This window comes from Negativicutes bacterium (assembly GCA_021372785.1).
GTDB lineage: Bacteria > Bacillota > JAAYKD01 > JAAYKD01 > JAAYKD01 > JAJFTT01.
In genome coordinates this window covers 62,723-89,571 of record JAJFTT010000071.1, presented here as the reverse complement: position 1 = coordinate 89,571, position 26,849 = coordinate 62,723, and the positions used below count along the sequence as shown (strand labels likewise).

General features: G+C 50.9%; 29 protein-coding genes. 28 read left to right on the top strand and 1 reads right to left on the bottom strand.

From position 1 onward, the window contains the following. The 11 genes from LLG09_09145 to LLG09_09095 all read left to right on the top strand — a co-directional run. On the top strand, positions 1–403 hold a 403-nt coding region (locus tag LLG09_09145), incomplete at its 5' end, for a SagB/ThcOx family dehydrogenase (protein MCE5197266.1). Between the two features lie 136 nt (positions 404–539). Continuing rightward, on the top strand, positions 540–1,379 hold the full coding sequence (locus LLG09_09140; GenBank protein MCE5197265.1) for a fumarate hydratase: 840 nt from the start codon (positions 540–542) through the stop codon (positions 1,377–1,379). Between the two features lie 27 nt (positions 1,380–1,406). Further along, positions 1,407–1,931, top strand: a complete 525-nt coding sequence (locus LLG09_09135; GenBank protein MCE5197264.1) for a Fe-S-containing hydro-lyase — start codon at positions 1,407–1,409, stop codon at positions 1,929–1,931. Between the two features lie 29 nt (positions 1,932–1,960). After that, positions 1,961–3,511, top strand: coding sequence for an AAA family ATPase (locus LLG09_09130; GenBank protein ID MCE5197263.1), 1,551 nt, complete (start codon positions 1,961–1,963; stop codon positions 3,509–3,511). 78 nt (positions 3,512–3,589) lie between these two features. Then, on the top strand, positions 3,590–3,919 hold the full coding sequence (locus LLG09_09125; protein ID MCE5197262.1) for a cyclic-di-AMP receptor: 330 nt from the start codon (positions 3,590–3,592) through the stop codon (positions 3,917–3,919). Further along, positions 3,916–4,287, top strand: a complete 372-nt coding sequence (locus tag LLG09_09120) for a hypothetical protein (protein ID MCE5197261.1) — start codon at positions 3,916–3,918, stop codon at positions 4,285–4,287. The genes LLG09_09125 and LLG09_09120 overlap by 4 nt, the downstream gene beginning before the upstream one ends. A gap of 130 nt (positions 4,288–4,417) precedes the next feature. Next, entirely contained in the window at positions 4,418–5,407 is a 990-nt protein-coding gene (gene holB, locus LLG09_09115; protein MCE5197260.1) for a DNA polymerase III subunit delta', read from the top strand. Positions 5,408–5,411: 4 nt separating this feature from the next. After that, positions 5,412–6,302, top strand: coding sequence for a stage 0 sporulation family protein (locus LLG09_09110; GenBank protein ID MCE5197259.1), 891 nt, complete (start codon positions 5,412–5,414; stop codon positions 6,300–6,302). Then, on the top strand, positions 6,302–7,078 hold the full coding sequence (locus LLG09_09105) for a tRNA1(Val) (adenine(37)-N6)-methyltransferase (GenBank protein ID MCE5197258.1): 777 nt from the start codon (positions 6,302–6,304) through the stop codon (positions 7,076–7,078). The genes LLG09_09110 and LLG09_09105 overlap by 1 nt, the downstream gene beginning before the upstream one ends. A gap of 66 nt (positions 7,079–7,144) precedes the next feature. Continuing rightward, positions 7,145–8,062 (top strand): tRNA 2-thiocytidine biosynthesis TtcA family protein, encoded by a 918-nt coding sequence (locus LLG09_09100; GenBank protein ID MCE5197257.1) that lies wholly within the window; start codon positions 7,145–7,147, stop codon positions 8,060–8,062. Positions 8,063–8,077: 15 nt separating this feature from the next. After that, entirely contained in the window at positions 8,078–10,009 is a 1,932-nt protein-coding gene (locus tag LLG09_09095) for an ABC-F family ATP-binding cassette domain-containing protein (protein MCE5197256.1), read from the top strand. 132 nt (positions 10,010–10,141) lie between these two features. Here LLG09_09095 and LLG09_09090 read toward each other — a convergent pair whose 3' ends face one another. Beyond that, positions 10,142–10,387 carry an AbrB/MazE/SpoVT family DNA-binding domain-containing protein gene (locus tag LLG09_09090; protein MCE5197255.1) on the bottom strand — a complete coding sequence of 82 codons (246 nt, stop codon included), beginning with the start codon at positions 10,385–10,387 and terminating at the stop codon, positions 10,142–10,144. A gap of 677 nt (positions 10,388–11,064) precedes the next feature. On the opposite strand from LLG09_09090, the gene metG reads away from it, so the two are divergent. The 17 genes from metG to LLG09_09005 all read left to right on the top strand — a co-directional run bounded on the left by metG (position 11,065) and on the right by LLG09_09005 (position 26,848). Next, complete coding sequence (metG, locus tag LLG09_09085; GenBank protein ID MCE5197254.1) at positions 11,065–13,116, top strand: methionine--tRNA ligase; 2,052 nt, start codon at positions 11,065–11,067, stop codon at positions 13,114–13,116. Positions 13,117–13,120: 4 nt separating this feature from the next. Beyond that, positions 13,121–13,885 (top strand): TatD family hydrolase, encoded by a 765-nt coding sequence (locus tag LLG09_09080; protein ID MCE5197253.1) that lies wholly within the window; start codon positions 13,121–13,123, stop codon positions 13,883–13,885. A gap of 10 nt (positions 13,886–13,895) precedes the next feature. After that, a complete protein-coding gene (gene rnmV, locus LLG09_09075) occupies positions 13,896–14,477 on the top strand; it encodes a ribonuclease M5 (protein MCE5197252.1) in 582 nt (193 codons plus the stop codon). 303 nt (positions 14,478–14,780) lie between these two features. Then, a complete protein-coding gene (gene rsmA / locus LLG09_09070; protein MCE5197251.1) occupies positions 14,781–15,710 on the top strand; it encodes a 16S rRNA (adenine(1518)-N(6)/adenine(1519)-N(6))-dimethyltransferase RsmA in 930 nt (309 codons plus the stop codon). A 132-nt stretch (positions 15,711–15,842) separates the two neighbouring features. Then, the gene (locus LLG09_09065) at positions 15,843–16,496 is read left to right on the top strand and encodes a redox-sensing transcriptional repressor Rex (protein ID MCE5197250.1); all 654 of its coding nucleotides are present in this window, start codon (positions 15,843–15,845) and stop codon (positions 16,494–16,496) included. A gap of 10 nt (positions 16,497–16,506) precedes the next feature. After that, complete coding sequence (locus LLG09_09060; GenBank protein MCE5197249.1) at positions 16,507–18,000, top strand: UDP-N-acetylmuramoyl-L-alanyl-D-glutamate--2,6-diaminopimelate ligase; 1,494 nt, start codon at positions 16,507–16,509, stop codon at positions 17,998–18,000. 4 nt (positions 18,001–18,004) lie between these two features. Further along, a complete protein-coding gene (locus LLG09_09055; GenBank protein MCE5197248.1) occupies positions 18,005–18,349 on the top strand; it encodes a histidine triad nucleotide-binding protein in 345 nt (114 codons plus the stop codon). A gap of 132 nt (positions 18,350–18,481) precedes the next feature. Beyond that, positions 18,482–18,658 carry a 30S ribosomal protein S21 gene (gene rpsU, locus LLG09_09050; GenBank protein MCE5197247.1) on the top strand — a complete coding sequence of 59 codons (177 nt, stop codon included), beginning with the start codon at positions 18,482–18,484 and terminating at the stop codon, positions 18,656–18,658. A gap of 15 nt (positions 18,659–18,673) precedes the next feature. Next, positions 18,674–19,120, top strand: coding sequence for a GatB/YqeY domain-containing protein (locus LLG09_09045; protein ID MCE5197246.1), 447 nt, complete (start codon positions 18,674–18,676; stop codon positions 19,118–19,120). 201 nt (positions 19,121–19,321) lie between these two features. After that, positions 19,322–19,726: a helix-turn-helix domain-containing protein gene (locus LLG09_09040; GenBank protein MCE5197245.1), complete on the top strand. Its 405-nt coding sequence runs from the start codon at positions 19,322–19,324 to the stop codon at positions 19,724–19,726. A 291-nt stretch (positions 19,727–20,017) separates the two neighbouring features. Next, positions 20,018–20,965 (top strand): PhoH family protein, encoded by a 948-nt coding sequence (locus LLG09_09035; protein MCE5197244.1) that lies wholly within the window; start codon positions 20,018–20,020, stop codon positions 20,963–20,965. Then, entirely contained in the window at positions 20,946–23,084 is a 2,139-nt protein-coding gene (locus LLG09_09030; protein MCE5197243.1) for an HDIG domain-containing protein, read from the top strand. Before LLG09_09035 ends, LLG09_09030 begins: the two co-directional genes overlap by 20 nt. Before the next feature lie 66 nt (positions 23,085–23,150). After that, on the top strand, positions 23,151–23,636 hold the full coding sequence (gene ybeY / locus LLG09_09025) for an rRNA maturation RNase YbeY (GenBank protein MCE5197242.1): 486 nt from the start codon (positions 23,151–23,153) through the stop codon (positions 23,634–23,636). A 48-nt stretch (positions 23,637–23,684) separates the two neighbouring features. Further along, positions 23,685–24,599 carry a GTPase Era gene (gene era / locus LLG09_09020; protein MCE5197241.1) on the top strand — a complete coding sequence of 305 codons (915 nt, stop codon included), beginning with the start codon at positions 23,685–23,687 and terminating at the stop codon, positions 24,597–24,599. A 10-nt stretch (positions 24,600–24,609) separates the two neighbouring features. Continuing rightward, positions 24,610–25,368, top strand: coding sequence for a DNA repair protein RecO (gene recO, locus LLG09_09015; protein ID MCE5197240.1), 759 nt, complete (start codon positions 24,610–24,612; stop codon positions 25,366–25,368). A gap of 71 nt (positions 25,369–25,439) precedes the next feature. Further along, positions 25,440–26,009 carry a DUF4342 domain-containing protein gene (locus LLG09_09010; protein MCE5197239.1) on the top strand — a complete coding sequence of 190 codons (570 nt, stop codon included), beginning with the start codon at positions 25,440–25,442 and terminating at the stop codon, positions 26,007–26,009. Between the two features lie 173 nt (positions 26,010–26,182). Further along, positions 26,183–26,848: a CBS domain-containing protein gene (locus LLG09_09005; protein MCE5197238.1), complete on the top strand. Its 666-nt coding sequence runs from the start codon at positions 26,183–26,185 to the stop codon at positions 26,846–26,848. The last annotated feature ends 1 nt before the right edge of the window (position 26,849 follow it).

Genomic DNA, 26,849 nt, shown 5'->3' with positions numbered 1-26,849 from the left:
TGAAACGTATCTTTTAGTCAACCGGGTCGAAACGCTGCCGCCCGGTCTCTATCAATATGCGGCTTTGGACCATACACTGATTCAGCTGTCCGTGGCGGAAACTTTGGCCGGGGATCTCACCCAAGCCTGTTCCCGTCAGGTTATGGTCAAAAATTCGGCGGTGACTTTTTTCTGGGCAGCCGAGATTTACCGTCATGTCTGGCGTTATGCCGAACGTTCGTTCCGCTATATTCATTTGGATGCCGGACATGTCTGTCAAAACCTTTATTTGGCATGTGAGGCGATTGGTTCGGGCTGCTGCGCCATCGCCGCCTTTGATGATGATGCCTTGAGCGCTGTTTTAGGCATCGACGGCGTCAGCCGTTTTCCCGTTTATCTGGCAACGGTCGGCAAAAAAGAATAAACGGCGCAGAAAGTCCTGCGGAGAATCATCGGCAGCGTCAAAGCACTTGACCGGTGATTCTCTTTTTCGATTTCCCTTGCATTTTTGCTTTTTTTTCTGTAGACTGAGAGCAGAGAATGCAAGGGAGATGAACCGCATGCGCGAAATAAATGTGGCAGAGATCACGGCAGCGATTGCCGCTTTATGCATGGAAGCAAATACGGATTTAGGCTGCGATGTGGAAAACGCCCTGCGGCAGGCTTTGCTGCGGGAAGAGCTGCCGCTGGCCAGGAGCGTTTTGCAGCGTTTGCTGGAGAATGCAGCCATTGCCCGTCAGGAGAAAATGGCGATCTGCCAGGATACCGGCATGGCGGTGGTCTTTGCCGATCTGGGTCAGGACCTGCACCTGACCGGCGGTGATTTTGTCACTGCCGTCAATGAGGGGGTCCGGATCGGATATCGGGAAGGATATTTGCGAAAATCGGTGGCACATCCACTCAGCCGCAAGAATACAGGCGACAATACGCCGGCGGTCATTCACCTGCGCCTGGTCCCCGGAGAACAACTCAGTTTGACGGTGGCTCCCAAAGGATTTGGTTCGGAGAACATGGGAACACTCTCGATGCTGACGCCTGCCGCGGGAATCGCCGGTGTCAGGCAGGTTGTGCTCGATACGGTCAGAAAAGCCGGCGGCAATCCCTGTCCGCCGCTGGCCGTTGGCGTCGGTATTGGCGGTACCATGGAACAGGTGACTCTGCTGGCCAAACGTGCCCTGCTGCGTGAAATCGGTGTCTTTCATCCCGAAGCGGAAATAGCTCATCTGGAGCAGGAACTGCTCTGCGCAATCAATCAATTGGGCATTGGACCGCTGGGCTTTGGCGGTAAAACAACGGCACTGCAGGTGGCGGTGGAATGGGCGCCGACCCATATTGCCGGGTTGCCGGTGGCGGTCAATCTCAATTGTCACGTGGCGCGCCACCGCACGAGGATTCTCTAATTTAGCCATTGAAAGGGTGAATCAGTCATGCAGCGAATTACATTACCCTTAACCGATGAGATAATCCGCACTCTGCGGGCCGGCGATGAAGTTTTACTGACCGGTTGGATCTATACGGCACGTGATGCGGCTCATCAGCGCCTGTTTTCGGCATGGCAAAGCGGCGGCGCCCTGCCGATTGATTTGCAGAATCAGACCATTTACTACGCCGGGCCGGCGCCGACACCGCCGGGACACATCATCGGTTCGATCGGCCCAACCACCAGCGGGCGCATGGATCCCTACACGCCCGCCCTGCTGGCTGCCGGTCTGAAAGGAATGATCGGCAAAGGCAAACGCAGCCAGGTGGTGATCGATGCGATGCGAAAATACGGCGCTGTTTATTTCGCAGCGCTAGGCGGCGCCGCGGCGCTGCAGGCGAAAACGGTCAGGCAAGTGGAAGTGGTGGCTTATGAGGATCTGGCGACGGAAGCGATTCGGCGTCTTTTTGTAGAGGAGATGCCGGTAATCGTGGCAGTGGATACCGCCGGCGTTTCCGTTTATCAGGAATAATCGAAGCACAAAAAGCAAGGTGTATCAAGATGGATGAAAAACAGAAGATCGGAGAAGAACTGCTGCTGCTGCTTGCTGTCCTGCCGGAGAGGATTCGACAGCTTTTGCTGCAGCAGGTTCTGGACGATTTGATTGAAATTGTGATGGATTTAGGCAGACCGCCGGAAGCCAGATTTCCGGAACGCTTCTCTTATCTCGGTGAGGATTTGGTTTCCCGGGATGATCTGGATTATGTCGTCGGGCGGGTTGGCAGCTTTGGTGACGACAATCGGGCCGGCATCGAACGTACATTGCATCGTATTTCCGCCATCCGCAACCGACAGGGGATCATCGTTGGCCTGACCTTGCGGGTGGGCCGCGCCATGTACGGCACGATCAATTCGATCCGCGATGTGGTAGCGCTGGGCAAGAGTATTTTATTGCTGGGGCGTCCCGGTGTGGGGAAAACGACGATGCTGCGGGAAACGGCCAGAGTATTGGCGGATGAAATGGAGAAACGGGTGATCGTAGTCGATACTTCCAATGAAATTGCCGGTGACGGTGATATTCCGCATCCGGGGATCGGGCATGCCAGGCGGATGCAGGTACCGCAGGTGTCGCGCCAACACGCCGTGATGATTGAAGCGGTGGAGAACCATATGCCGGAAGTCGTCGTGATTGACGAAATCAGTACCGAGCAGGAAGCTGCCGCCGCCAGAACGATAGCAGAACGCGGCGTGCAGTTACTGGCCACCGCGCATGGTATCACCCTGCAGAATTTGATCCAAAACCCAACGCTTTCCGATTTGATCGGCGGCATTCAGACGGTAACGCTGAGTGATGAGGAAGCCCGCCGGCGCGGCACGCAAAAATCCGTCCTGGAGCGGAAAGAAGCGCCGACTTTTGAGCTGCTGATCGAGCTGCAGAGCCGGGACCGGCTTTTGATTCATTTTGATGTGGCTGCTACGGTGGATTTGCTGCTGCGCGGTCATCAGCCAAGCCCGGAGATCAGAGTCAGACAAGGGGATGGTCAGTGGCAAACAGAGCAGCTGAGCGATCTGCCGGAAAAAAAAGAGGATCTGGCTGTCTTGGATCACGGCAGCAATCTGGAGAAGGTAGCGCGTTTCGTCAATGTCATCCGCCTTTACCCTTACGCCGTCAATCGAAATTTGGTGGAAAAAGCAATCCGAAATTACCGTTTACCGATTCAGATCAATCGTGATTTGGAGGGCAGCGATGTTTTTCTGACGTTGAAGTCACAGTTGCGGCGTCTGCCGGAGAAGATTTTGCAGGCGCAGCAGAACGGTATCCCGGTGATTACAGTCCGGGCGAATACAACGGCTCAAATCGAAATTGCTTTGCGCGAATTGGTGCGCAGCAAACCGCAGCACGGGGAGTTTCCCCATCCAGAGGGCTGGCAGGATCCTCTGGAAGAAGCGGAAATGGCGATTGAAAAAGTCATGGAAAGTCAAAAATCGGTGGAATTACAGCCTCAGGATGCCTATTATCGCCGTTTACAGCATGAATTGGCGGAGCAATATCGCTTGCGTTCGCGTTCGATCGGTGAAGAGCCCGACCGCAGGGTGATAATCTATATTTAGTCTCTTGACGTTTGGCAGTCCCGCATGTATAATAATAGCCAGAACTCCTGTGAGAGTGGAGAAAATGGAGGGATTTCTATGAAAATGGTGATTGCTGTGATTCAGGATCAGGATGCCCGCAAGGCAGCCGATGCTTTGGTTGCCGGAGGTTTTCGATCCACTCGCCTCTCCAGTACCGGTGGATTCTTAAGAGCCGGAAATACAACGCTGTTAATCGGTGTGGAAGATAAACAAGTGGAAGAAGTCTGCCAAATTATCCGTAACGAATGTGAAGCGCGCACTCAAATTGTCAATCCGATTACACCGATGGCGTCCACGATCGAATCTTTTTCTACTTTCCCGGTGGAAGTCGTGGTTGGCGGTGCGATCATCTTTGTGATCGATGTCGAACGTTTTGAGCGTGCATGAAACGAAGCGTTCAACAGATAAAAATAAGTCCGCCGCCCATTGACCCGGCTGTTTGGCTGCAGCAAATTGAAGTCTGCGGCGAACAGTTGCTTTTACAATACGACTTGCTTGATTGGCGCACTTTTCAACGGTCAGTGCGGGATTTTTCCCTTTGGGCCGCTATTGCGGAACCAAAAGAAGCGGATGACGAAGAAGCACCGCCGCGCTATGTTGATCCCCTGGCTCCCGTACTACAGAGGAATATTGACAGACTTCTCACGCGTTTGCAAACACAGATAAAAAAATCCGCACCGGATCACGGTCAGATGGCGGAATTGATTGATGAAATACAGAATTTATTGCGAGAGATGTACAGTTTCAAGCAATAGGTGTCGCTCATCTCTCACTGTTTGGTATGTGCAGCGCCATCTGTTGGCGGGCGTTTCGCAGGTGTTAAAGAAAACATCTGTTCAAACGCGGCGGCGACAGGTGGTGTTTTTTATTGAGGTGGTGAAAAATATGTGGAGTGATGCTGTTTTCGGTCAGGATTATGCGGTAACGCTCTTAAACCATGCGATGAAACAGCAAAGATTGGCTCAGAGTTATCTTTTTTATGGTCCGGAAGGAGTCGGCAAGCGAACAACGGCGCTGTGTTTGGCTCTGGCGGTCAATTGCCTGACTCAGGAGGGTTTGGGCTGCGGAACCTGTGTTTCCTGCCGTAAGCTGCAGAAGGGCAGTCATCCCGACTGGTTTACACTGCAGCCGTTGGAAGGCAAGAGCGGCATCAGTATTGAACAAATTCGTCAGCTGCAGCCATTGATGGCCCACAGACCATATGAGGGTCGCCGCAGAGTGGTTGTAATTGATCCCATTGATAAATTGGAAGCGCCGGCCGCCAATGCGCTGCTTAAGCTGTTGGAGGAGCCGGCGGCTGATAATTTGTTGATTCTAATTTCGCATCAACCGGAAAGCATCCTGCCAACCGTTCGGTCACGCTGTCAGATGATTCGTTTTCTGCCGCTTTCGGAAGCAATCATCCGACAAATCCTACAGCAAAAGCATCCCGGTCTGCGGATACCGGAGACCGCCGTGAAAATGGCGCAGGGCAGCGTTGGCAAGGCGGCGGCCTGGCTTGAGGATGATCATCTTGCCCTGGAATGGGAAAGAGCGGTGCAGTGGTTCTTTGAGGAACCCAATTGGAGTGTATCCATGCGTTTGGCCTGGACAGCCGAGCGGGAAAAAGAAAAGTGGGAGCGGATCAATTGGCAAATCTTCTGGCGGTCATGGCAGGATTTGCTGCGGGACCGCTTGATTTTAAGCGGAGGAGGTTCAGCCGCCCGTTTAATGAATCCGCAGCTGCAGCAGCAGCTCTGCCGGATGAAACCGCTTTCGTCAGCGCAATTAGGCTTACGAATTGAGCAAATCAGTCTTCTGCTGCAGCAACTGCAGGCGCGGGTAACCGCCCTGGCTGCTTCAGAATCACTGTTAATAGATTGGAGAAGTGAATAAAAAAATGCCCATAGTGGTAGGTGTGCGCTTCAAAAGCGCCGGTAAAATATACTATTTTGATCCTTTGGAGATGGTTTTTTCCGCAGGGGATAGCGTCATAGTGGAAACCGCCCGCGGGGTGGAAATGGGTGAGATTGTCCTGGAACGCCGCAGTGTGGAAGAAAATCAGGCGGTGCTGCCTTTGAAACCAATCATCCGCAAAGCCGGCGAACACGATCTGCAACAATGGCGCGATCTGCGCGAAGAAGAAAAAAAAGCGCTGCGGATCTGTCAGGAAAAAGTGAAAGCGCACGGCTTGGAAATGAAACTGGTCGATGTGGAATATACCTTTGACCGCGGTAAACTGACCTTCTATTTTACAGCGGACGGGCGGGTGGATTTCAGAGAATTGGTGCGCGATTTAGCATCCGTTTTCCATACCAGAATCGAATTGCGTCAGATCGGTGTGCGGGATGAAGCCAAAGCCATGGGCGGCTTGGGAACCTGCGGCCGTTCGATTTGCTGTGCGACTTTTTTAGGCGATTTTGTCCCGGTTTCCATTCGTATGGCCAAAGAGCAGAATATTTCACTGAATCCGGCTAAAATTTCCGGAATCTGCGGCAGACTGCTCTGCTGTTTAAAATACGAATCGGAAGGTTATGGCATGGGTGGTTTGGAGGTACCGGAAGTGGGCAGTAAAGTCGGGACCACAATGGGAGAAGGGATCGTGACCCATATTCGCACCAACAAGGGGGTTGTCCGTGTCAAGTTGGCGGAAACCAATCAGGAAAGCGAATTTTCCCTGGATGAAATCGTCCTGATCGAAAAGAACAGCGGCTGCCATTGCAGCCAATGCAATCAATGTAAAAAGCAGCCGGAAGAAGAGCCGCAGGGGAACAAAGGGAGCAGGCAATAATGACGGAGCAAGCACTGCCATTCCTGCTGCCGGGAGAGCGCCTGGATCAATTGAATCGGACCGGACTTCGCATTATCCAGCATCCGGGACGGTTCTGTTTTGGTATGGATGCCGTGCTGCTGGCGAGTCTGGTCAGTCTGAAAGCGGGAGCAACCGTTTGTGATTTCGGAACAGGCAGCGGTGTAATTCCTCTCTTATTAAGCAGCCGGATGGCTGATCTTTGGATCACAGGATTGGAAATTCAAAGCGAGATGGCGGACATGGCCAACCGATCGATCCGCTGTAATTCACTGCAGGATCGTATCACCATTCTGCAGGCTGATTTTTGTGCAGCTGCCGCCATAACGGGCAAGCGAAAATTCGATCTGGTGATCAGCAATCCTCCCTTTAAAGCGGTGAAAGACGGCTTGCTCAATCCGGCTCGGGCGCAGGCGATTGCGCGTCATGAGCTATACGGCGGCATGGACGAGCTGCTGCAGTCGGCGGCCGCGGTATTAAAACCGCTGGGACGCCTGGCTCTCATCTATCGGCCCCAACGTTTGGTGGCTTTGCTGAGCGGTATGGCAGCCGTTGGTATTGAACCGAAGCGTTTGCGCCTGATTCAATCCAAACTCGATCAAAAACCGAATCTCGTTTTTGTCGAGGGCGTTTTGCAGGGGAAGCCGGGGCTGCTTGTGGAACCGACACTGATCATTTATGGAACAGACGGGGCCTATACAAAGGAAATCTTGCAGTGTTATGAAATGAGCGAACAGGCAGGACCCTTTTTTTGCTGATCGCGTCCGCAAACGTCGTTAAGTGAGCCATGAAAATGAAATGAAGCAGAGGAGAAGCTGAGAAAAATGCAACCGTTGCAACGACAGCTGCCGAAAAATTATAGCAGTCCTATTTGGCGGGCCATCATGGAATTTGAGATGCTGCAACCGAATGACAGAGTGATGGTGGGACTTTCCGGTGGGAAAGACTCCAGCTTCTTGTTGTACGCGCTTTGGGTGATCCAACAGCATTCGTTGATTCCGTTCGAGTTGGCAGCGGTTACGATCGATCCGGGTTTTTCTGAGCTGTCTCCTCGGCCTGCCCTGCAGGAATTGTGCGATGCCATGGCAATTCCTTTTTTCTTTGAAGCGCTGCCGCAGATGAAAGATGTTATTTTTACGCAAGACCATCGGCAGAGCCCCTGTGCGCGCTGCGCCTTTTTTCGCCGTGGAGCGATCAACCGGATTGCCGCTGCCAATGGTTATCATAAACTGGCACTCGGACATCACCATGACGATGCGGTGGAAACCTTCTTGATGAGTATTCTCTATTCCGGTCAAATCACTACATTTACGCCGGTTACCGCACAGGAACGAGCCGGTTTGACGATCATTCGTCCGCTGATCTATCTGAGAGAGAAGGAGATTCGGGCTGCCAGGCGATTTTTCCCCTTCGAACCGATTTCCAGCTGCTGCCCCCGCGACGGCAGCAGCACCAGAGCTGCGGTCAAAATTTTGATCCGGCAGCTGAGCAAAGAAAACAGTTCTGTCTATGAAAACTTAGGCGCCGCCATGCGGTCCGCACCGGAGCGGGCAGTCTTATGGCCCCGCCCGATTCATCGCTTGCAGATGAAAGAGCGCTATCTGCAAGCGACAGCCTGGCATCGCTTGCAAGCGGAAGAAGCAAACAATCAGAAAAATGCGCTGAAAGCAAAGCAAGCGGAGCAGACACCCGAAAAACAGATCAGCGTCGTTGATCAGCCAATTAAAAATGACGATGAATAATTGAGGTGAGAATTTTTGAGTTTGATCGCCGTCAATAATCTGGCAAAATATTATGGCAGCACGAAGATTTTCGAGCGGGCAACTTTTGATGTCAATGCCGGCGACCGCATCGGTCTGGTAGGCCGTAATGGTACGGGGAAAACCACTTTGCTGCGGATCATTACCGGTGAGCTGGAAGCGGATGGGGATGACAGTACCTTGATAACCAAAGCAGCCGGCTGCAGTTTAGGCTGGCTGCGTCAGCAGGACGAATTAGGCGGAGACATCCGGTTATGGGCATCCATGCGTTCTGTATTTGCTCAGCTGGATGAACTGGAACAGCGCATGCGCAATCTGGAACAGGAGATGGCCCAACCGCAAGTATACCGAAACCAAGAGAAACTGGCGGAAATCAATGACCGTTATACCAGAGCGCTGAATGAATTTGAAACCAATGGCGGCTATACTTGTGACAGTCAGATCCGTGCCATCCTTTTTGGACTCGGCTTTCTCGAAAGCGATTTTAGCCTGCCGCTCGATTCTTTATCGGGCGGTCAAAGGATGCGTGCCGCTTTGGCCCGTGTTTTGCTGCAGAACCCGGACCTGCTCCTATTGGATGAACCGACCAATCACCTGGACATCGCGGCAGTCGAATGGCTGGAAGAGTATCTGCGTACCTATAAGGGTGCCGTGATGGCAGTTTCACATGACCGTTATTTTCTGGACCGCGTGGTCAGCCGTATTTTTGAGATCGAATCTCAGACCCTATCCATCTACCGTGGCAATTACAGCGCCTTCGTTCATCAAAAAAAAGAAAATCTGCGGCGTCAGGGAGATATTTATCGGCAAACGGAAGAAGAGCGAAAAAAGCTGCGGCGGTTTATCGATAAATTCCAATATGGCACCAAAGCGACGATGGCAAAAAGCAAGGCAAAAATGCTGGCGCGTCTCGACCCCATTGAAGCGCCCAAAGCGGCGGCAGCCGGTATGAAACTGCAGTTCAAACCGCGTTTTAAGAGCGCCAATCGGGTGATCATCCTGGAGAATCTGGAAAAAACCTATGACCGCCGTCTGTTTGGGCCGCTCAATCTGACGGTTTACCGCGGTGAGCGGATTGCGCTGGTCGGACCGAACGGCACAGGGAAAAGCACGCTGCTTTCTATTTTGACCGGATTTGTTGAGCCTTCGGCCGGGGAAGTGCGTTGGGGTGTGGGTGCAGAGTGGAGCTACTATCGACAGAGCCTGGATGATCTGGAAGAGACCAATACGGTGCTGGAAGAGATACTGGCGGCCGGCGAGCGAATGACAAATGAAGAAGCCAGAACGATTTTAGGGCGTTTTTTAATCATCGGAGAAGAAGTTACGAAGCAGGTCAGCACGCTCAGCGGCGGAGAACGCAGCCGGGTGATGTTGGCCAAGTTATTTGTGCAGGGTGCCAATTGTTTGTTGCTGGATGAACCAACCAATCACCTGGATATCGCAGCCAAAGAAGCTCTGGAAGAAGCGCTGCAAACCTTCCCCGGAACGCTGATTTTTGTCTCCCATGACCGTTATTTTATCGATCAGGTCGCGGAAAAAATCTGGGAAATGCAAGACGGTCATTTTCGCGTCGTGGAAGGCGGCTGGACCGGTTATACAGAACTCCTGACGAAAGAAAAAGCAGCGCTGAATCAGGTGCAAACGGTAACTGTTCAACAGGAGAAGCAGGAAGACAAACAAAACAGGGAGGAACAGCGCCTGCGCAAACAGTTAGAGAGGCAGATCATGGAAGCCGAACAAACGTTGGAAGCCCTGGAGAAAGAGAAGACCGGTTTGGAATGGACCATGGCAGAACCTGATTTTGTCAAACGAAAGGAACGTCAGGACCTTTTACGCCGGTATGCCGCATTGTCCCCCCTGATCGAAGCAGCCTATACTGAATGGGAAAAGCGATGCAATGCTTTGCAGACCTGCCTGAAAGAAAAATGATCCCTGCGTCTGGAATCAAAGGCTTGTGGCGCAGCCGTCAACAGCCGGTTAAAAAAAAAGAAGCTGATACAGAGAGAGCAGCACGTTTCAGACGGATGCTTTGTATCAACTTCTATTTTATGCAAAAACAGATTAGTGTAATTCTGTCAGCTCTTTTAAGCAGTTGGAGCAGATATGCTTGTCCTTGAAGCGAAGGAGTTCTCCTTCCTGCCCGCAAAGCGCGCAGCTGGCGGAAAACTTTTTCAGGATGATGGTGTCTTCTTCGGTGAAAATTTCCAAAGCATCACGCTCACTGATGTGTAATGTTCTGCGTAATTCCATGGGAATCACGATACGTCCTAATTCATCTATTCTTCTCACAATACCGGTAGCTTTCATTTAATATAACCTCCTTTGTTTTTCAAATTCAAATTAAATTTACCTTATGCCTGTTTGAAAGTCAATAGTTTCCTTTTGATGGAAAATAATAAAAAAAGAGTCAACTAGATAAAAAGTTATAATTAGACAAAGCTAAATAAAATAAATGCCCTTTACATGATATTTGCACTAAAAAAGTCTGTCAACTATCATAAAATTACTTTAAACGTGCTGAGCAGGCAGAAAAGCAGCCGGGATTTGATTTTTGCGTTGGAACCGGAGAGGAAAGTGCGGATCGATTGTGGCAATGAATTAGCGCTTGACAGTTTGTTCGACAGACAGTATAATCTTTTTAAGAAAGCAATGATGAGAAGAGTAAGGCGCCCTTTGCCGCACAGAGAGTCTGGCTGGCTGAAAACAGATCGGCGAACGAACCTGAAGATGGTCCCGGAGCAGCAAGAGTGATTCAGCGGAGAGCTGGTTTATGATTGACGTCTGGCTTGCGTTATCAAGCCGCGGTAAGCGGCAGCGAAGGCTGTGCCGGCTTGCCGCATTCGGAAGGATGCTTGCGCTTGACAAAGACGGGTATCGAACAAGGGTGGTACCGCGACCTCTCGCCCCTTATCGGGTGAGGGTTTTTTTTATGATGCAAGGCTAAAATCAGGGTATCTATCGAATCAATAAAGGAGCGTGAATGGATGAGCAAGACCTATTATGTTACAACACCCATCTACTATACCAGCGGCAATCCGCATGTCGGGCATGCTTATTGCTCCATTATGGCGGATACGCTGGCACGTTTTCACCGTTTGCTGGGCGAGGATGTCTTTTTTTTGACCGGCAGCGATGAACATGGGCAGAAAGTGGAAGAAAACGCTGCGAAAGCAGGACTGACTCCCAAGCAATATGTCGATCAATTAGACGTCGCATTTAAGGCCTTATGGGCGAAATTAAACATTTCTTACGATGGTTATATTCGTACGACCGATCCGCTGCATCAGGCGGCTGTCCAGAAAATCTTCCGGCAGCTTTATGACCAGGGCGATATCTATAAAAAAGATTACGAGGGTCATTATTGTGTTCCCTGTGAGGCATTCTGGACGGAGCATCAAATCAAAGAAGGAAATCTCTGCCCCGACTGCGGCCGGCCGGTGACTTGGCTGAAGGAAGAGAGCTACTATTTCCGTGCGTCCAAGTATGCGGATCGTTTGCTGCAATATATTGAAGACAATCCGGAATTCATCCAGCCGGTTTCGCGGGCCAATGAAATGGTCAACAATTTTTTGAAACCGGGTTTGAATGATTTGTGTGTTTCCCGCACCAGTGTCGATTGGGGTATTCCGGTCACCTTTGATCCCAGGCATACCATTTATGTTTGGATCGATGCTTTGCCGAACTATATTACAGCCCTCGGCTATGGCAGCGCTGACGACAGCCTGCTGCGGCGGTTTTGGCCGGCTGATTTGCATTTGGTGGGTAAGGAAATTATCCGTTTTCATACGATCATTTGGCCGATTATCCTGATGGCGCTCGGTTTACCGCTGCCCAAGCAGGTTTTCGGACATGGCTGGCTGCTTTATGATAATGAAAAAATGTCCAAATCCAAGGGCAATGTGGTGGATCCCAACGCTATTATCCGTGAATATGGCAGCGATCCGCTGCGCTATTATTTATTGGCCAAGGTACCGACCGGCAATGACGGCAATTTCACAACGGAATTGATCGCCAATACCTTCAATACGGATCTGGCCAATGATTTAGGCAATTTACTGAGCCGCACGATTGCGATGCAGGAACGTTATTTTGCCGGAATCGTGCAAGCACCCGCTGAGCGCAGCGACCTGGACGCCGGGTTGATTGCATTCGCCGAAGCGACACCGCCTGCGGTTTATGCCGCAATGCTGAAAAATGATTTTAATACCGCTTTGGCGGCCATTTGGAAATTAATCGGCCGCAGCAACAAATACATTGATGAAACTCTGCCCTGGGTTTTAGCCAAAGACGCATCTCAAAAAGAACGTTTGGCTACGGTTCTCTATCACCTGGCAGAAGTACTGCGCATCACAGCCGTGCTTCTGCAGCCGTTTCTGCCGGAGACTTCCCCTCGTATTTTTTTCCAACTGGGCTTGATGGGGCGCTCACCGCTGCAGACCTGGCAATCGATTCAAACGTTTGGCGGATTGCCGGCCGGAACCAAACTGCGCAAAGGAGAATCTCTTTTTCCCCGTATCGAAAAAGAAAATCCGGACGGCAGCATCGGTAAAAAAGCAAAAGACATCAATCAAAGTCAGAAATTTCAGAAGCAAGTAAAACAGGAAGAAGGTTTGCAACAAATGACCGAAGAAAATCCGATTGCCGCAAACGAAACCAAGGCGGCAGCAACAGAGATTATCGAAACCAATGTCTTAGCCGATCAGAAACCGCTGATTAGCATTGACGACTTCGCCAAAATCGATTTTCGCATCGCAGAAATCGTTGCCTGTGAAAAAGTAGCCAAAGCGGATCGCTTATTGAAATTACGGGTGCGGATCGGGCAGACCGAGCGGGTGATTGTTTCCGGTATTGCAGAGTACTACGCACCGGAAGAACTGATCGGGCGGCAGGTTTGCGTGGTGGCAAATTTAGCTCCCCATACTTTTAAGGGTATCGAATCGAACGGCATGCTTTTGGCGGCTTCGGATGATGCTCATACCAACGTGATATTATTGCAGCCGGAAAAGCGAGCGCAAAATGGCTGGAAAGTAAAGTAAGCAAATGAGACTGATCGATACCCATGTTCATCTGGATGATGAACGTTTTGGCAACGAAATGGAATCCGTCTTAGCCCGTGCGGCTGTTGCCGGCGTAGAGAAGCTGATTCAGGTGGGCTGCAATCTGCCCTCTTCCTATCAGGCTGTCGCCCTGGCCGGCCGCTACGCCCAGATCTATCCGGCGGTGGGGATTCATCCCAGTGACGCGGCCGGTTATCCTGCCGTTGCGGACGAATTAGCGGAATTGGCCGCGAAGCCCGAGGTGGTCGCCATCGGCGAAATCGGTTTGGATTATTATTGGAATCAGGGCAGCAAAGAAGTGCAGCGGGAAGCCTTTGTCAGACAGTTGGATCTAGCCGGGCGGCTGCATAAACCGGTGATCATCCATGACCGCGATGCCCATGGCGATATGATGGAACTTCTGCGGCGGCAAGCCGGACACTTCAGCGGCGGTGTACTGCACTGCTTTTCCGGCAGTTGGGAGATGGCGGAAGTTTGTCTGAATTTGGGATTCTATCTCTCCTTTGCCGGACCGCTGACGTTTCCCAAATCGAATCGCCTGCGCCAAATTGCTGCCCGAATCCCGTTGGATCGCTTTTTACTGGAGACGGACTGTCCCTATTTAGCGCCGCAGGCGCACCGCGGTCAGCGCAATGAACCGGCTTATGTGGCCGAACAAGCCATTGCTTTTGCCGCCGTGCGCGGACTGACTGCGGACGCTGTCGCCGAACAGGCCGCAAAGAATGCGGAAAAACTTTTTGGCATATAGGAGCGCAGCGATGAAAATAAAAGAGGTCATTGTCGTTGAGGGGGAGCATGACAGACGGGCGGTAGAGCAAGCTGTCGAAGCGGATGTGGAAATCACCGGCGGGTATGCCTTGACGGCGAGTCTGCTGGAGCGTTTACGCAAACTGCAGACCGTTCGCGGCTTGATTCTTTTTACGGATCCCGATTTTACCGGAGAAATCATCCGGCGAACCTGCACCCGCAAAATTACGGGTGTAAAACATGCTTATCTGCCGCGCCAGGAGGCAATGAATAAGAATGACATCGGGATTGAAAATGCCGCACCGGCAGCGATTCGGCGCGCCTTAACGCTCCTGCATACGGAAACGTATCAAGCGGAAGTCACCTATACGGCAGAAGATCTGCTGCAATTGGGTTTGATCGGCAGACCGGACAGCGCCCGTTTGCGCCAAAGCGTGGGAGATCGTCTTGGCATTGGTTATGCCAATGGTAAGAGCTTTCTGAAACGTCTGAATCGCTATGCCATCTCTGCGGAACAATTGGCTGCGGCGGCGGCCTTTGCGCTTGCGGCAGAAACGGCAGCCTCAAGTTCCTGCAGCGGCCGGCGACAATAAAATAGAAAACGGAACCGGAAAGCCGGGTTGGCGATGGCTCGCAACCCGGTTTTCCGGTTTTTAAAAAGGCTTCTGCCTCAGCAGAAACAGAAAAAAAGCTGCGGGGGGAAAAAAGCCGCGCTAAATATTCATTTACAAAATCTTGGTTTTAGTGTATGGTAAACTGAATAGAAGAATCGATTCGGGCAGATCAGGGTGCGCTTTTTTGCAAAAAAAAGAAGCGAAGCCGGTGGAGTCAAGGCGTTTTGTCAAAAGGCAAGACGAGGATCCCGGCGCAATAGGAGCGAGAAGGGTGTCTTTCAGATGGTGAATAAGTTAACCTCCCCGAGTGAAATAAAACGGCTGATCGATCACTATCGATTTCCGGTCAGAAAAAAACTTGGTCAAAATTTTCTGGTGGATGAGCATGTTTTACAAATGATCCTTGCGGCCGCTCAACTGGCCAAGCAGACCACCGTTTTGGAGATCGGTCCCGGTTTTGGCACATTGACCGTCGCGCTGGCAGAGCAAGCCGGACGGGTGGTCAGCATTGAAATTGATCCCATGCTGATCCCTATCCTGCAGACGACTTTTCTGCCGTATCCTCAGATCCAGCTGATCCAGGCCGACGCGCTGAAGCTGGATTTCACTGCTTTGTTTGCGGCGGAGGAAGCGGTGACTGTCGCCGCGAATTTGCCCTATTATATTACTTCTCCTTTAATTGTCCGGCTGCTGCAGGCGCCCTTTTGCCTGAGAAAAATGGTGATACTCGTCCAAAAGGAAGTGGGAGACCGCCTGCTGGCGCAGGCAGATACGCTGGAATACGGCAGCCTGAGTGTGTTTGTGCAATCAACCGCCAAGGTGGAACTGGTCTGCAGGGCGCCGCGCACCGTCTTCTATCCGTCACCGAAAGTGGATTCGGCGGTGATCGCGATTACGCCCGATGCGAATCTGCGCGATCGGATCGCTTCTATGCCCGTCTTGGAACTGACGAATCGGGCGATTTTTGGTCAGCGGCGTAAAACTATCGCCAACAGTCTGAAAAACTCACCTTATTGGACGGTTGCGGCAGAGGATGTGCGGCAAGTATTGTCCGAATTGGAGATTGACAGTCATTTACGGGGTGAGGTTTTAACACCGGATCAAATCGTTTTCCTGGCCAATGCGTTAGCGCCAGTCGTTCGCGTAAATGAGCTTCCCATCAAAAAAGATCATGCTTATCGCGAAAACGAGTCAGATGCAATTTCACGCTGACGCCCTTGTCAAGCAAATGATTCGATGCTATAATGACAGCATGAGATGAAGGAAAGGCGAAACAAGCCGGCTTGGTTTTTAAGCAGGCCTGCTCCCCGGTTTTTTCAAGGAAGAAGGTAGTTCGTATTGAAGATGGCTGAGATCCCGCGCCCCGCTCTGGAACGGATGCCCCTTTATTACCGCAGCCTTTCCGTTTGGAAATCGAAAGGATTCAAAACGGTTTCTTCTCTAGAGATCGGCCGGGATGCGGGTGTGAATGTTGTTCAGGTCCGCAAAGACCTGGCCTATTTTGGTGAATTTGGCCGGCCGGGCATCGGTTATAATGTCGAATATCTGATGTCGGAATTGAGCAGATTATTGGGGTTTAATCATAAAACCGAGGCTGTTTTAATCGGAGCCGGCAGACTTGGCATGGCTATTGTCTGTTATTCCGGTTTTTTTCGCTACAATATGCAAATTACGGCACTGTTTGATACTGACCGCGAAAAAATAGGGCAAGTTGTCGGAGACACGCTGATTCTCGCCACGGATCAGCTGCCTGCCTTCTTATGCAAAAAAAACATTAATTTGGGCATTATTACGGTCCCTGCCGAGGCGGCGCAGTCTGTTGCTGATTTGCTGGTAGAGAATGGGGTCAAAGTGATCTGGAATTTTGCCCCGATTACGCTGCACTTGGCTGAGGATGTGAAGGTCCGCAATGAGGATTTGGCGGTCGGTCTGGCTACTTTGTGTTATTTTATCCATAAAGAGAAGAGCGATTCTGACGGGGAATCGGATAAGGTTTGAGGTGTAAGCAATGCGATTACAGCAACTGATCCAAGGGCTGCCATATGAGGCAATCGGCAGTACGGCCATCGAAATCAGCGGGCTGACTTCCGATTCGCGTAAGGTGCGGCCCGGTTTCCTTTTTATGGCGGAACCCGGTTTAACGGTGGATGGACATGATTACCTGCAAGAGGCAAAAGCGTCCGGTGCCGTTGCTTTTTTAGTGGAGCGGCGTTGCGCTTTGGAACTGACGCAAATCATCGTGCCTTCCACCCGCAGTTTGTTGGGAATCCTGGCGGCACGATTTTATCAGCAGCCGGCGGATCAACTCCGCATGATCGGCATTACCGGTACCAAGGGGAAGACGACTGTCGCCTTCCTCCTGGAGCATTTTTTACGTTCCGCCGGTAAAGCGAGCGGGTTGCTGGGATCCGTGCAATTTCGGGCGGGTCAAACGATGGAACCATCCGCTTATACGACGCTGCCCGCCGTAGAGCTGCAGGCGCATCTGGCCAGAGCGGTCGAACTCGGCTGTACCCATATGGTGATGGAAGTTTCCTCCCATGCCCTGGCGCAGCGCCGGGTGGGTGGGGTTGATTTCGATACGGCAATTTTTACCAATTTCACACACGATCATCTTGATTTTCACGCTACAATGGAACAGTATCTGCAAGCAAAAACGCTGCTGTTCGGGCGCCTGGGCAATAGCGAATCGGGCAGAAAAGGGCCCAAACGGGCGGTAATCAATCTCGACGATCCGGCGGCGTCACAGGTGATCGCCAGCTGTGCCGTACCGTATTATACCTTTGGTCTCAAGGCGGCGGCGCAGGTCCGCGCCGAAGCGATTGAGCTGAACCCTACGGAAACCAGTTTTCTGTTGACCTGGCCACAGGCTGCCGCTGTGCGAGTGAACCTGCCGTTAGTGGGCAGATTCAATGTGTATAATTTCCTGGCGGCTTTTACAGCCGGTTTGGCGGAGGGGTTGCCGGCGGCGGAAATGTTGGCTGCCGTGCCCGATTTTGCCGGGGTGCCGGGACGTTTTCAGCAAATCCGCTGCGGGCAAACCTTCCCGGTGATCGTTGACTATGCGCATACGGAAGACAGCCTGCGTCAGGTGCTGCAGACCGCCCGTGAATTTACTGCCGGACGTCTGCTGCTGGCATTCGGCTGCACCGGTGACCGTGATCGCAGCAAGCGGCCGGTGATGGGCAAACTGGCTGCGGAACTGGCTGATTTTGTGGTCATTACGTCGGATGATCCGCACAGTGAGAATCCGGAAGAGATTATGCAGGAAATCTATGCCGGCATCGAACCATCTTGTCCGACCGTCGAACTGCAGCCGGATCGCGCCAAAGCGATCGAGCGCCTGATTGTGATGGCGAAAACAGGAGACACCGTCCTGATTGCCGGCAAAGGGCATGAACAGGTGCAGATTTTCAAGGATTATCAGCTGCCGTTTTCTGACGAAATCAAAGCAAGGGAATGTCTGCGGCGCTTAGGATATCTTCAGGGTAAGGAGGTGTAACAAAATGGAGAATTGCCTCTTCTGCAGCATCATCCAACATCAGATACCGTCTGCCGTCGTCTATGAAGACGAGTTGATCCTGGTGATCAGGGACATCAACCCACAGGCTCCCGTTCATCTGTTGTGTATGCCGAAAGCTCATCTGGCCGGTCTTGACGGGATGCAGGAAAAAGACGCTGCCCTGATTGGCCATCTTATACTGAAAATCAGTGAAATCGCCGAACAGCAGGGATTGGCGGCAGATGGCTACCGTGTAATCAGCAATATCGGACGCAATGGCAGACAATCTGTGCGCCATTTGCATTTTCATCTGATCGGCGGAAGAGAATTATCTGAAACATTGGCATAATGTCTTGACGAAACTGTTTTTTTTTTGTATACTGTTTTCACGTGCTGTTGATATCTTTCTGCTTTTTCCCAAAAACCGTCCAGATTTTTTAAAATCCCGGACAATTCATGACAGCGGAGGGAGGGAAATTATATGGCAGAAATTAAAGTGGGTAAAACCGAAACATTAGAAAGCGCACTGCGCCGTTTTAAGCGTCAGTGCCAGCGTTCAGGCATCCTGGCAGAAACCAGAAAGCGGGAACACTATGAAAAGCCCAGTGTGAAAAGAAAAAAGAAAGCTGAAGCTGCGCGCAAACGCAAATTCAAATAGGCGGGATCGATCACGATGACGATGAAAGAACGGTTGGTTTCCGATATGAAAACAGCCATGAAGGTTCAGGATAAAGCTGGACTTGCCGTCATACGCATGATCCGTGCAGCAATTCTGCAGGTTGAAAAGGATGAGCTCCGTCAACTGTCGGATGATGATGTCTATGGTTTGGTCGCAAAGGAGATCAAGCAACGCCGAGATGTGATTGCTGAAGTCATTGCGGTCAGACCGGAATATGCTGCGGGATTAAAAAGTGAAATTGATCTTCTGACAGCTTATCTTCCGCAGCAATTGACGGAAGATGAAATCAGAGAATTGGTTGCGCAAGCGGTCAGGCAGGCAAATGCAACCGGCCCCAAAGATACCGGAAAGGTAATGGCCGGATTGATGCCTTTGGTAAAGGGAAAGGCTGACGGAAAACTGGTCAGTCAAATAGTAAAAGAGGAGCTTCTTCCAAAATAGAAGCAACGAAACGTACGTATCGAAGCAGGGGTTATTGTCATTCTATTGACAATAACCCCTGCTTTACTTTCATTTTCATAGCGATTAATTGTAAAATCACTTGCAGATCAAAAACGCATATGCTATACTAACAGGTATGTGGTTATCGATCAGCCATTGACAATCAAGAGAGGAGAGAAGGGTCATTTTGGACCCGCAAACATGAAAATTATCGAACGTATTGAAAAGCTAATGCAAGGGAAACAAATCACTCAAGCTGAATTCTCTCGCCGAATCGGTGTCCCGGTTTCCCGCGTTGCGAACTGGCGTCGGAAAGGCTCCACACCTTCCGCCGATTTAATCCCCTGTATCGCGAAAGTGCTCGGTGTCGATACGCATTATCTTCTGACCGGCGAGCAAATTAACGGTAAAAATTTTACTTATGAATTGACTGCTGATGAAGCCGACCTGATCGATGGATATCGTAAACTGAACCGCAGCTGGCAGCGAGTCGCCCTGGGCGAGGTCTATGAATTGGTGGCTGAAACGGAAGAGGAAGAAGATTTCGGCATCGATGCGGCTCAGGCGGACGAAGCGGCAGCAACGGCTGAGGAAGCAAAAGAATAACTGCGGCCTGAAGAGTAAGGCAACCCGTTTGCGGTCTCATGAACGCAAACGGTTTTTGTTTTGTTAAAGAAGAGTCAGCGCAAACAAGGGACTCCAAATGCGGCAGGAGAACAGCTGGCAGCGCTTCAGCCGGGCAGTTTGTGTTTGGAAGGAATCACCACATTTTTGTCGAATAAGCAATGTAAGTGAAAAGGGCCGCCGAACTGCGGTTCGCCGAACGGAGTAAGGAGGAATGATTGCTTGGCAAATCAGCTGGAGCGCTTGCTGGTTTTACGTGACAGCAAAGAAACAATGGCGCTTTGCGGATATCACGATGAGTATTTAAAGATCATAACAGAAACGCTGCAGATCGAGATTTTCCCTCAGGGGAATCAGTTACTGATCTGCGGCAGTGAAAGCAAAGTTTTACAGACAGAAGCTTTGCTCAAACAATTGCAGACTTTTATCCGGCAGGGCATTGCGATTGGCGCCCGGGAAGTGACCTATGGTGCCAAAAAGGCGATGACAGACGAATTGTCCGAATTGGAGACTTTATTCAATGATGTGATTTTTCACACCTTACGCGGCAAACAAATCCGTCCCAAAACAATGGGACAGAAAGTATATATCGATACCATTCGGAAAAACGATATTGTTTTTGGAATCGGCCCGGCCGGAACAGGGAAAACTTATCTCGCGATGGCGGCGGCGGTGGCGGCCTTGAAAGACAAACAGGTGCAGCGGCTGATTCTTTGTCGTCCTGCTGTGGAAGCAGGGGAACGTTTGGGTTTTTTACCGGGCGATTTGCAGGATAAGGTCGACCCTTATCTGCGTCCGCTTTATGATGCGCTGTATGATATGGTCGGGATCGAGAATTTTCAGCGTTATCAGGAAAAAGGCATTATTGAAGTAGCCCCTTTGGCTTATATGCGCGGCCGGACTTTGGATGATGCTTTCATTATCCTGGATGAGGCGCAGAACACAACCCTGGAGCAGATGAAAATGTTTCTGACCAGACTCGGCTTCGGTTCCAAGGCAGTCATTACCGGTGATGTGACGCAGGTTGATCTGGCCAAGGGGACAGGCAGCGGCCTGATTTTAGTGCAGGATATTCTACGGGATGTGGCGGGAATCGGTTTTGTTTACTTAACAGAGCAGGATGTGGTGCGCCATCGTCTGGTGCAGAAGGTCATTCGGGCTTTTGAAAAATATCAAACGAGCGTGTCCACTGGGAGAGTGGGTGAAACAATTGGCAAATAAAGAAGAATTGCTTCGCTGGCGGCCTGATAAAGGCAGCTTCAAAATGACGACGAAAATCACACGGGCCGTCATTGTGCTGTGCAGCTGGCTGGCGATCGTCCTGATCATCTCACCGCAGGTCCTGCCGCAGGCTGTGAACCTGCAGCTTGGTCAACCCAGCGCCGTGGATATTGTCGCCCCCCGTACAATCGTCGACCGCTTAAGCACAGAAGCGCTGCAAACGGAGGCAATGGCGGCTGTCCCGACCATCTGGGAAGTGAATACTTCCGTGAAATCCAGCAGCATCAACCGCTTGAATGCCTTCCTACAGACGATTCGGACCGTCAACGGTCTGCCGCTTTCCGAAAATCAAACCAGATTGTCTCTGCTGAAAGAACGACTCGATGCTGCTTATGTCCAAATTCCCGAAGCGAACCTACTGGACTTGCTGCAGATGAACGACAGCGAGCTCACGGAAAAAGCGCAGGTTTTACTCAATGTCATTTCTGAAATCTATGACCGCGGTGTGAAAGAAGCCGATCTCAGCGAGGCCAAAAAGCAAGGCAGAGCAAAGTTGTCCGAGCTGCTTCCCTCCGCTGCGGATTTACCGGTTTGGCAGAATCTGCTGGAACTGAGCCTGCAGGTCAATGTGGTGCCGAACCTGGAAGCGACCCGGGCCGCGCAGCAGGCAGCAAAGGATCAAGTGGAAGCAATCGTTATTTTGAAAGGACAAAGCATTCTCCGCAAAGGTCAGTTGGTAGATGAACATCAATGGGCGATTCTTTCTGATTTGGGGATGCTCGATGCGGATATCGACTGGTTGCTGGCAGCCGGCAGCGCCGGTTTTGTTTTGCTGCTGTCTGTTATTTATGGGATTGCGTTGTATTTGAATTTTCGTGCCATCTTTGATCAGACCAGGTTGCTGTCAGTGATCGCTTTGATCATGGTTTTGACGCTCTTGCTGGGCAGGGCGGTGATGCAAATCCTGCCGTCTGTGCTGATCCCGGTACCGGCAGCGGTTTTGATTCTTGCCGTTTTGTTCGATGACCGGTTGGCTCTGCTCAGCGGGATTTTTCTGAGCATACTGGCATCGTTGATGGCAGACATGGATTTTACGGTTTTAGTCACTTTTTTGCTGACCAGTTGGGTTACCGTGCTTGGTTCAAACAGGATCCGTCAGCGTACCGAGCTGATCTATATCGGAGCCTGGGTTGGCGCAGCCGGTTTTCTTTCCATTGGCTTGACGCGCAGCCTGCTCTCCGGCGTGAGCCTGGAGCAAATCGTTTATGCTCTTTGGGGAGCGGCGATCGGTGTGATCACCGGTATTTTAGCTTTGGGTCTGCTGCCGTTCTTCGAGATGGGTTTTCGCATCTTAACCCCGTTAAAGCTGTTGGAGCTGGCCAATTCCAACCATCCTTTGTTAAAACGCTTACTGATGGAAGCACCCGGGACCTATCAGCACAGTATGATGGTAGCGAATTTAGCGGAAGGCGCCGCGGAGGCAATCGGTGCCGACGCGCTGTTGGTGCGGGCCGGCGCTTATTTTCATGACGTTGGTAAAATCCGCCGGCCGATGTATTTTGTGGAGAATCAAACGCATTGGGATAATCCCCATGATGGTCTGCCGCCGCAGCTTTCGGCTGCCATCTTGGTTTCCCATGTCAAAGAAGGGCTGGAATTGGGTCGGGAATATAAACTGCCAGTCGAATTAATGGAGTTTATCGCCACCCATCAGGGCAATATGACGGCCGGACATTTTTATAATCTGGCCAAAGAGCAGGCAGGGGATGCGCTGCCGCCAAAAGCGGAGGATTTTTCCTATCCTGGTCCGATTCCGGTCAGCAAAGAGGCGGCTATTCTGATGCTGGCAGACTGCTGTGAAGCGGCAGTGCGCTCGATCCCCGATGCAACACCGGAAAAAATCACGGAGATGGTGCGGAAATTAGTCAAAGTACGGATCAGCAGCGGGCAACTCAACGACTGCGCCCTGAGTCTGCATGAAATCGATCAGGTTGAAAATGTACTGATCAGCCGTTTGATCAGTATATATCACAAACGCATTCAATATAAAACACTGCCGGAACAATTGGAACCAACAGAAGAGCGTCAAGCGTCAAATCCGAAACCGGATAACAAATAAGCAACGGCAGACGTGTCGGCAGTTTGCCGCTCATCTTCCGAAAAAAGCAGAAAAGAGTGCGGTAAGATGATCTATATCGAAAACCAACAGGAAGAAATCGTCATTGCGGATAGCATGTTCGACCTGCTGAAAAAAACATTGGAAGCCGGTTTAAAAAATGAAGCGGTGACAGAAGAAGTGGAATTATCATTGATCCTGGTTGACAAAGCGGAAATTCAAGCGCTGAACGCCGAATACCGCGGCTTGCAGCAGCCGACCGATGTTTTATCCTTTGCTGCCGAAGAAGGATCCGATGAGTTTGTTTTACCCGAAGAGCTGCCTTTCCGTCTGCTGGGAGATATTGTGATCGCAGCGGCTGTCGCAGCGGAGCAAGCCGAAAGCTATGGACATTCCTTTGAGCGCGAGATGGCTTTCCTGGCGCTGCATGGTTTGTTGCATCTGTTGGGTTATGAGCATGGTCATGCAGAAAATGATGCCGATCTGGCCGAAATGGTCCAGCGTCAGGAAACGGTTCTGCATCAATTGGGTCTGGAACGCAACGCGAGCGACTAAAAACGGAACCGCTGTTTGCAGAGAAGAAGAAGAGAAAAACCGTGAGGAATGAGCAAAATGAAGCAAGAATCAGAATACCGGTCCGGTTTTGTCAGTTTGATCGGACGCCCCAATGTTGGCAAATCAACGCTGATGAATAATTTAATGGGTGAGAAATTATCCATTGTCTCAGACAAACCGCAAACGACGCGCAACCGAATCCGGTGTATCCTGTCAACAGAAGCGGGTCAGGTTGTGTTTTTGGATACGCCGGGGATTCATAAGCCGCAGCACCGCCTGGGGGAACGCATGAATCAATATGCCACAGATACCCTTTCGGAAGTGGATTTGATCCTCTATGTAGCGGAAGCCAGCAGCCCCACGCCGGGAGCCGGAGATCAGCGGATCCGGCAATTGCTGGCGGACAGCAAGACCCCGATCATTTTGGTGCTGAATAAAATCGACCTGGCTGCTCCGGAAGATGATATTGCGCAAATGCTGCGGGCCTATGGCAAAGGGTTGCCGGTTATTCGCTCTTTTGCTTTATCGGCTTTACAAGAAGAACAAACAGAGGCTTTGACGGAAGCAATTTTTGCGGCTTTGCCGGTCGGTCCGCAGTATTATCCCGAGGATATGATCATCGATCAGCCGGAGCGGTTTTTGGCGGCGGAGATCATCCGGGAAAAGGCGCTGCTGTTAACCAGAGATGAAGTTCCGCACGCGATCGCCGTGGAAATAGACAGTATGAAAGAAAAAGATGAGATGGTAGTGATCGAAGCCAACATTTTCGTGGAACGGGAGTCGCAGAAAGGGATTATCATCGGCGCCAAAGGGGAGATGCTGAAACAAATCGGCACTTTGGCCAGAAAGGATTTGGAAGCGCTGCTGGGCTGCAAAGTCTACTTAACCCTCTGGGCGAAGGCACGCAAAGACTGGCGAGACAATGAGGCTTCTTTAAAGCAATTTGGTTATACGAAGCGATAGAGGAGTGTAAATGGGCAGTTATACAACACAGGCAATTGTTCTGAATTCCAGGTCATTTGGTGAAGCGGATCGTATTCTGACTCTGCTTACCTATGAAAGAGGAAAAGTGCGGGCGGTAGCCCGCGGTGCCCGCAGACCCCGCAATCGTCTGGCGGCGGTGATCCAGCCGATCAGCCATGTCGAAGTGCAGATTACAGAAGGCAATCAACTGGATACCCTGAATCAGGGGCAGTTAATCAATACCTATCGATTTTTAAAAGAGGATTTGGATAAACTTTCTTATGCGACCTATCTGGCGGAACTCTTTGAAAAAGCAACGGAAGGCGCCAGCGAGCTGCGTGACTATTTTATTTTAATGCTGACCGCTTTGGAAATTGTCCAGAACTTTGAAAACTTAAAGCTGACTCGTTTTTTTATTGAGGCGAAGCTTATTGTTTTGCAGGGATATGCTCCTTCTTTGTCGAACTGTTCTCATTGTAATCGCGACCTAAAAAAGACGGATCCGGGACAGCCGCTGATCTATGCGCCGGAGGGCGGCGTTCTTTACTGCCCGCAATGCTTCCCGGGCGGCCTTTCCGTCAATCTGTCCATGCGGGAAATCCGCTTTTGGCAGGAATTGATGAAACAGGATCCCCGCTGGCTGATCGCACAGCAGCCTGACCCGGCGCTGTTGGCAGCGGTCGGCAGAGCACTTGCCGCCACTCTGGTTTCGATTTTCGGCGCATTACCCAAATCCGCATCCTTCTTGCAGACCTTGTCCGAATTATAAACCGCAATAGGCAGAAAAATCACGACAAGGGCTGCAAGGCGATGATAAAAATGAAAGGGAGGTTATTTGTCATGGAAGAAATGAACAAACAGGAAATCACATTGGAGAAAATTGATCTGGTGCGTGAACGGATGAATATCAGCTATAAAGAAGCCCGGGAAGCACTGGATGCCAGCAACGGGGATTTAGTCGGGGCTCTCGTTCATCTGGAAGAAAAGAAAAAAGGGAAAAGAACACACCGGGTGGAAAAACAAACCGCAGCAGCCGATCAATGGAAAGAAGAAATTGTCGCCCGCGGCAGTGACGTGATTGATAAAATCAAAGCATTGTTGGCCGAAGGCAATGCGAGCAAGATTCGCATCAGACAGGGTGACAAAGTCATTCTGGAAATTCCGGTTACTTTAGGCAGCGCCGGCGTGATCTTATTGCCGCAGTTGGCTGCCATCGGCGCAATTGCCGCGCTCTTTGCGCAGGTGACCATTGAAGTGGAACGTCCAAAGAAAAATGCCGAACCCTGCGCCGATCAAAAATGTGCGGAAAAGGTGACGGAAGCGAAAATGAACGGCGTGCCGGAGGAAGAGTCCTGCACAAGTGACTGCAAAGAAGAAGCGGTTTCTCCCGAAGCGAAGAAGCCTGAATAGTTATTGCATGCACAAAAGGCAGACGCACCGTCTGCCTTTTGTGATGTACTGGAAAGATATTCTAAGGGCTTAAAACGATTATACTCTCAATGAAATAGCACAATGAAGAAGGATTTTTGCAATGTGATGTTAAATAGAAAGATATAACGTGCAGGATAAAGGAGAGGTGTGCTATGCAACTGACAGAGAGGCAGGATCGTTTGGTCTCCATGTTGCGCAACGATGGCCCCTTAACCGCCGAGGAAATCGCCCGACGGATGGAAATGAAAAAAACAACACTGCGGCCCGACTTAACATTTCTGGTGCGGTCCGGTATTTTAAGTGCGAAACCGAAGGTCGGTTACTATTTTACAGGTCTGAGTTATCCCGCTAATCAACGTAATGTCAGTGCTTTGCGTGTGCGCGACATCCTGGGTCCTGCCGTCGTCGTGCGCGAGAATAGCTGTGTTTATGATGCCGTCGTTACTATTTTTTTGGAAAACGCGGATATGCTGTTTGTCGTCGATGAAAAGGATCTCTTAGTGGGAGCAATTTCACGCAATGATCTGCTGAAATCGACCATGGGCGGCGGTGATTTAAATAAACTGCCAATTGGTATGGTGATGACACGCCTCAATCAACTGATTGCTGTTTTTGAAGAAGATACGGTTTTCCTGGCCGTGAAAAAACTGATTGAATATGAAACCGATGCTCTGCCTGTGGTCAGAGCTGCCGATAAAGATTTGAAACGCTCCTGGAAAGTAGTCGGTATGATTTCAAAAACGATTGCTACCCGTTTGCTCGCAGATTCTATGGAAACGGAACAGGGTCATTATCGTAAAGCGGAGGAGGAAGCATAAT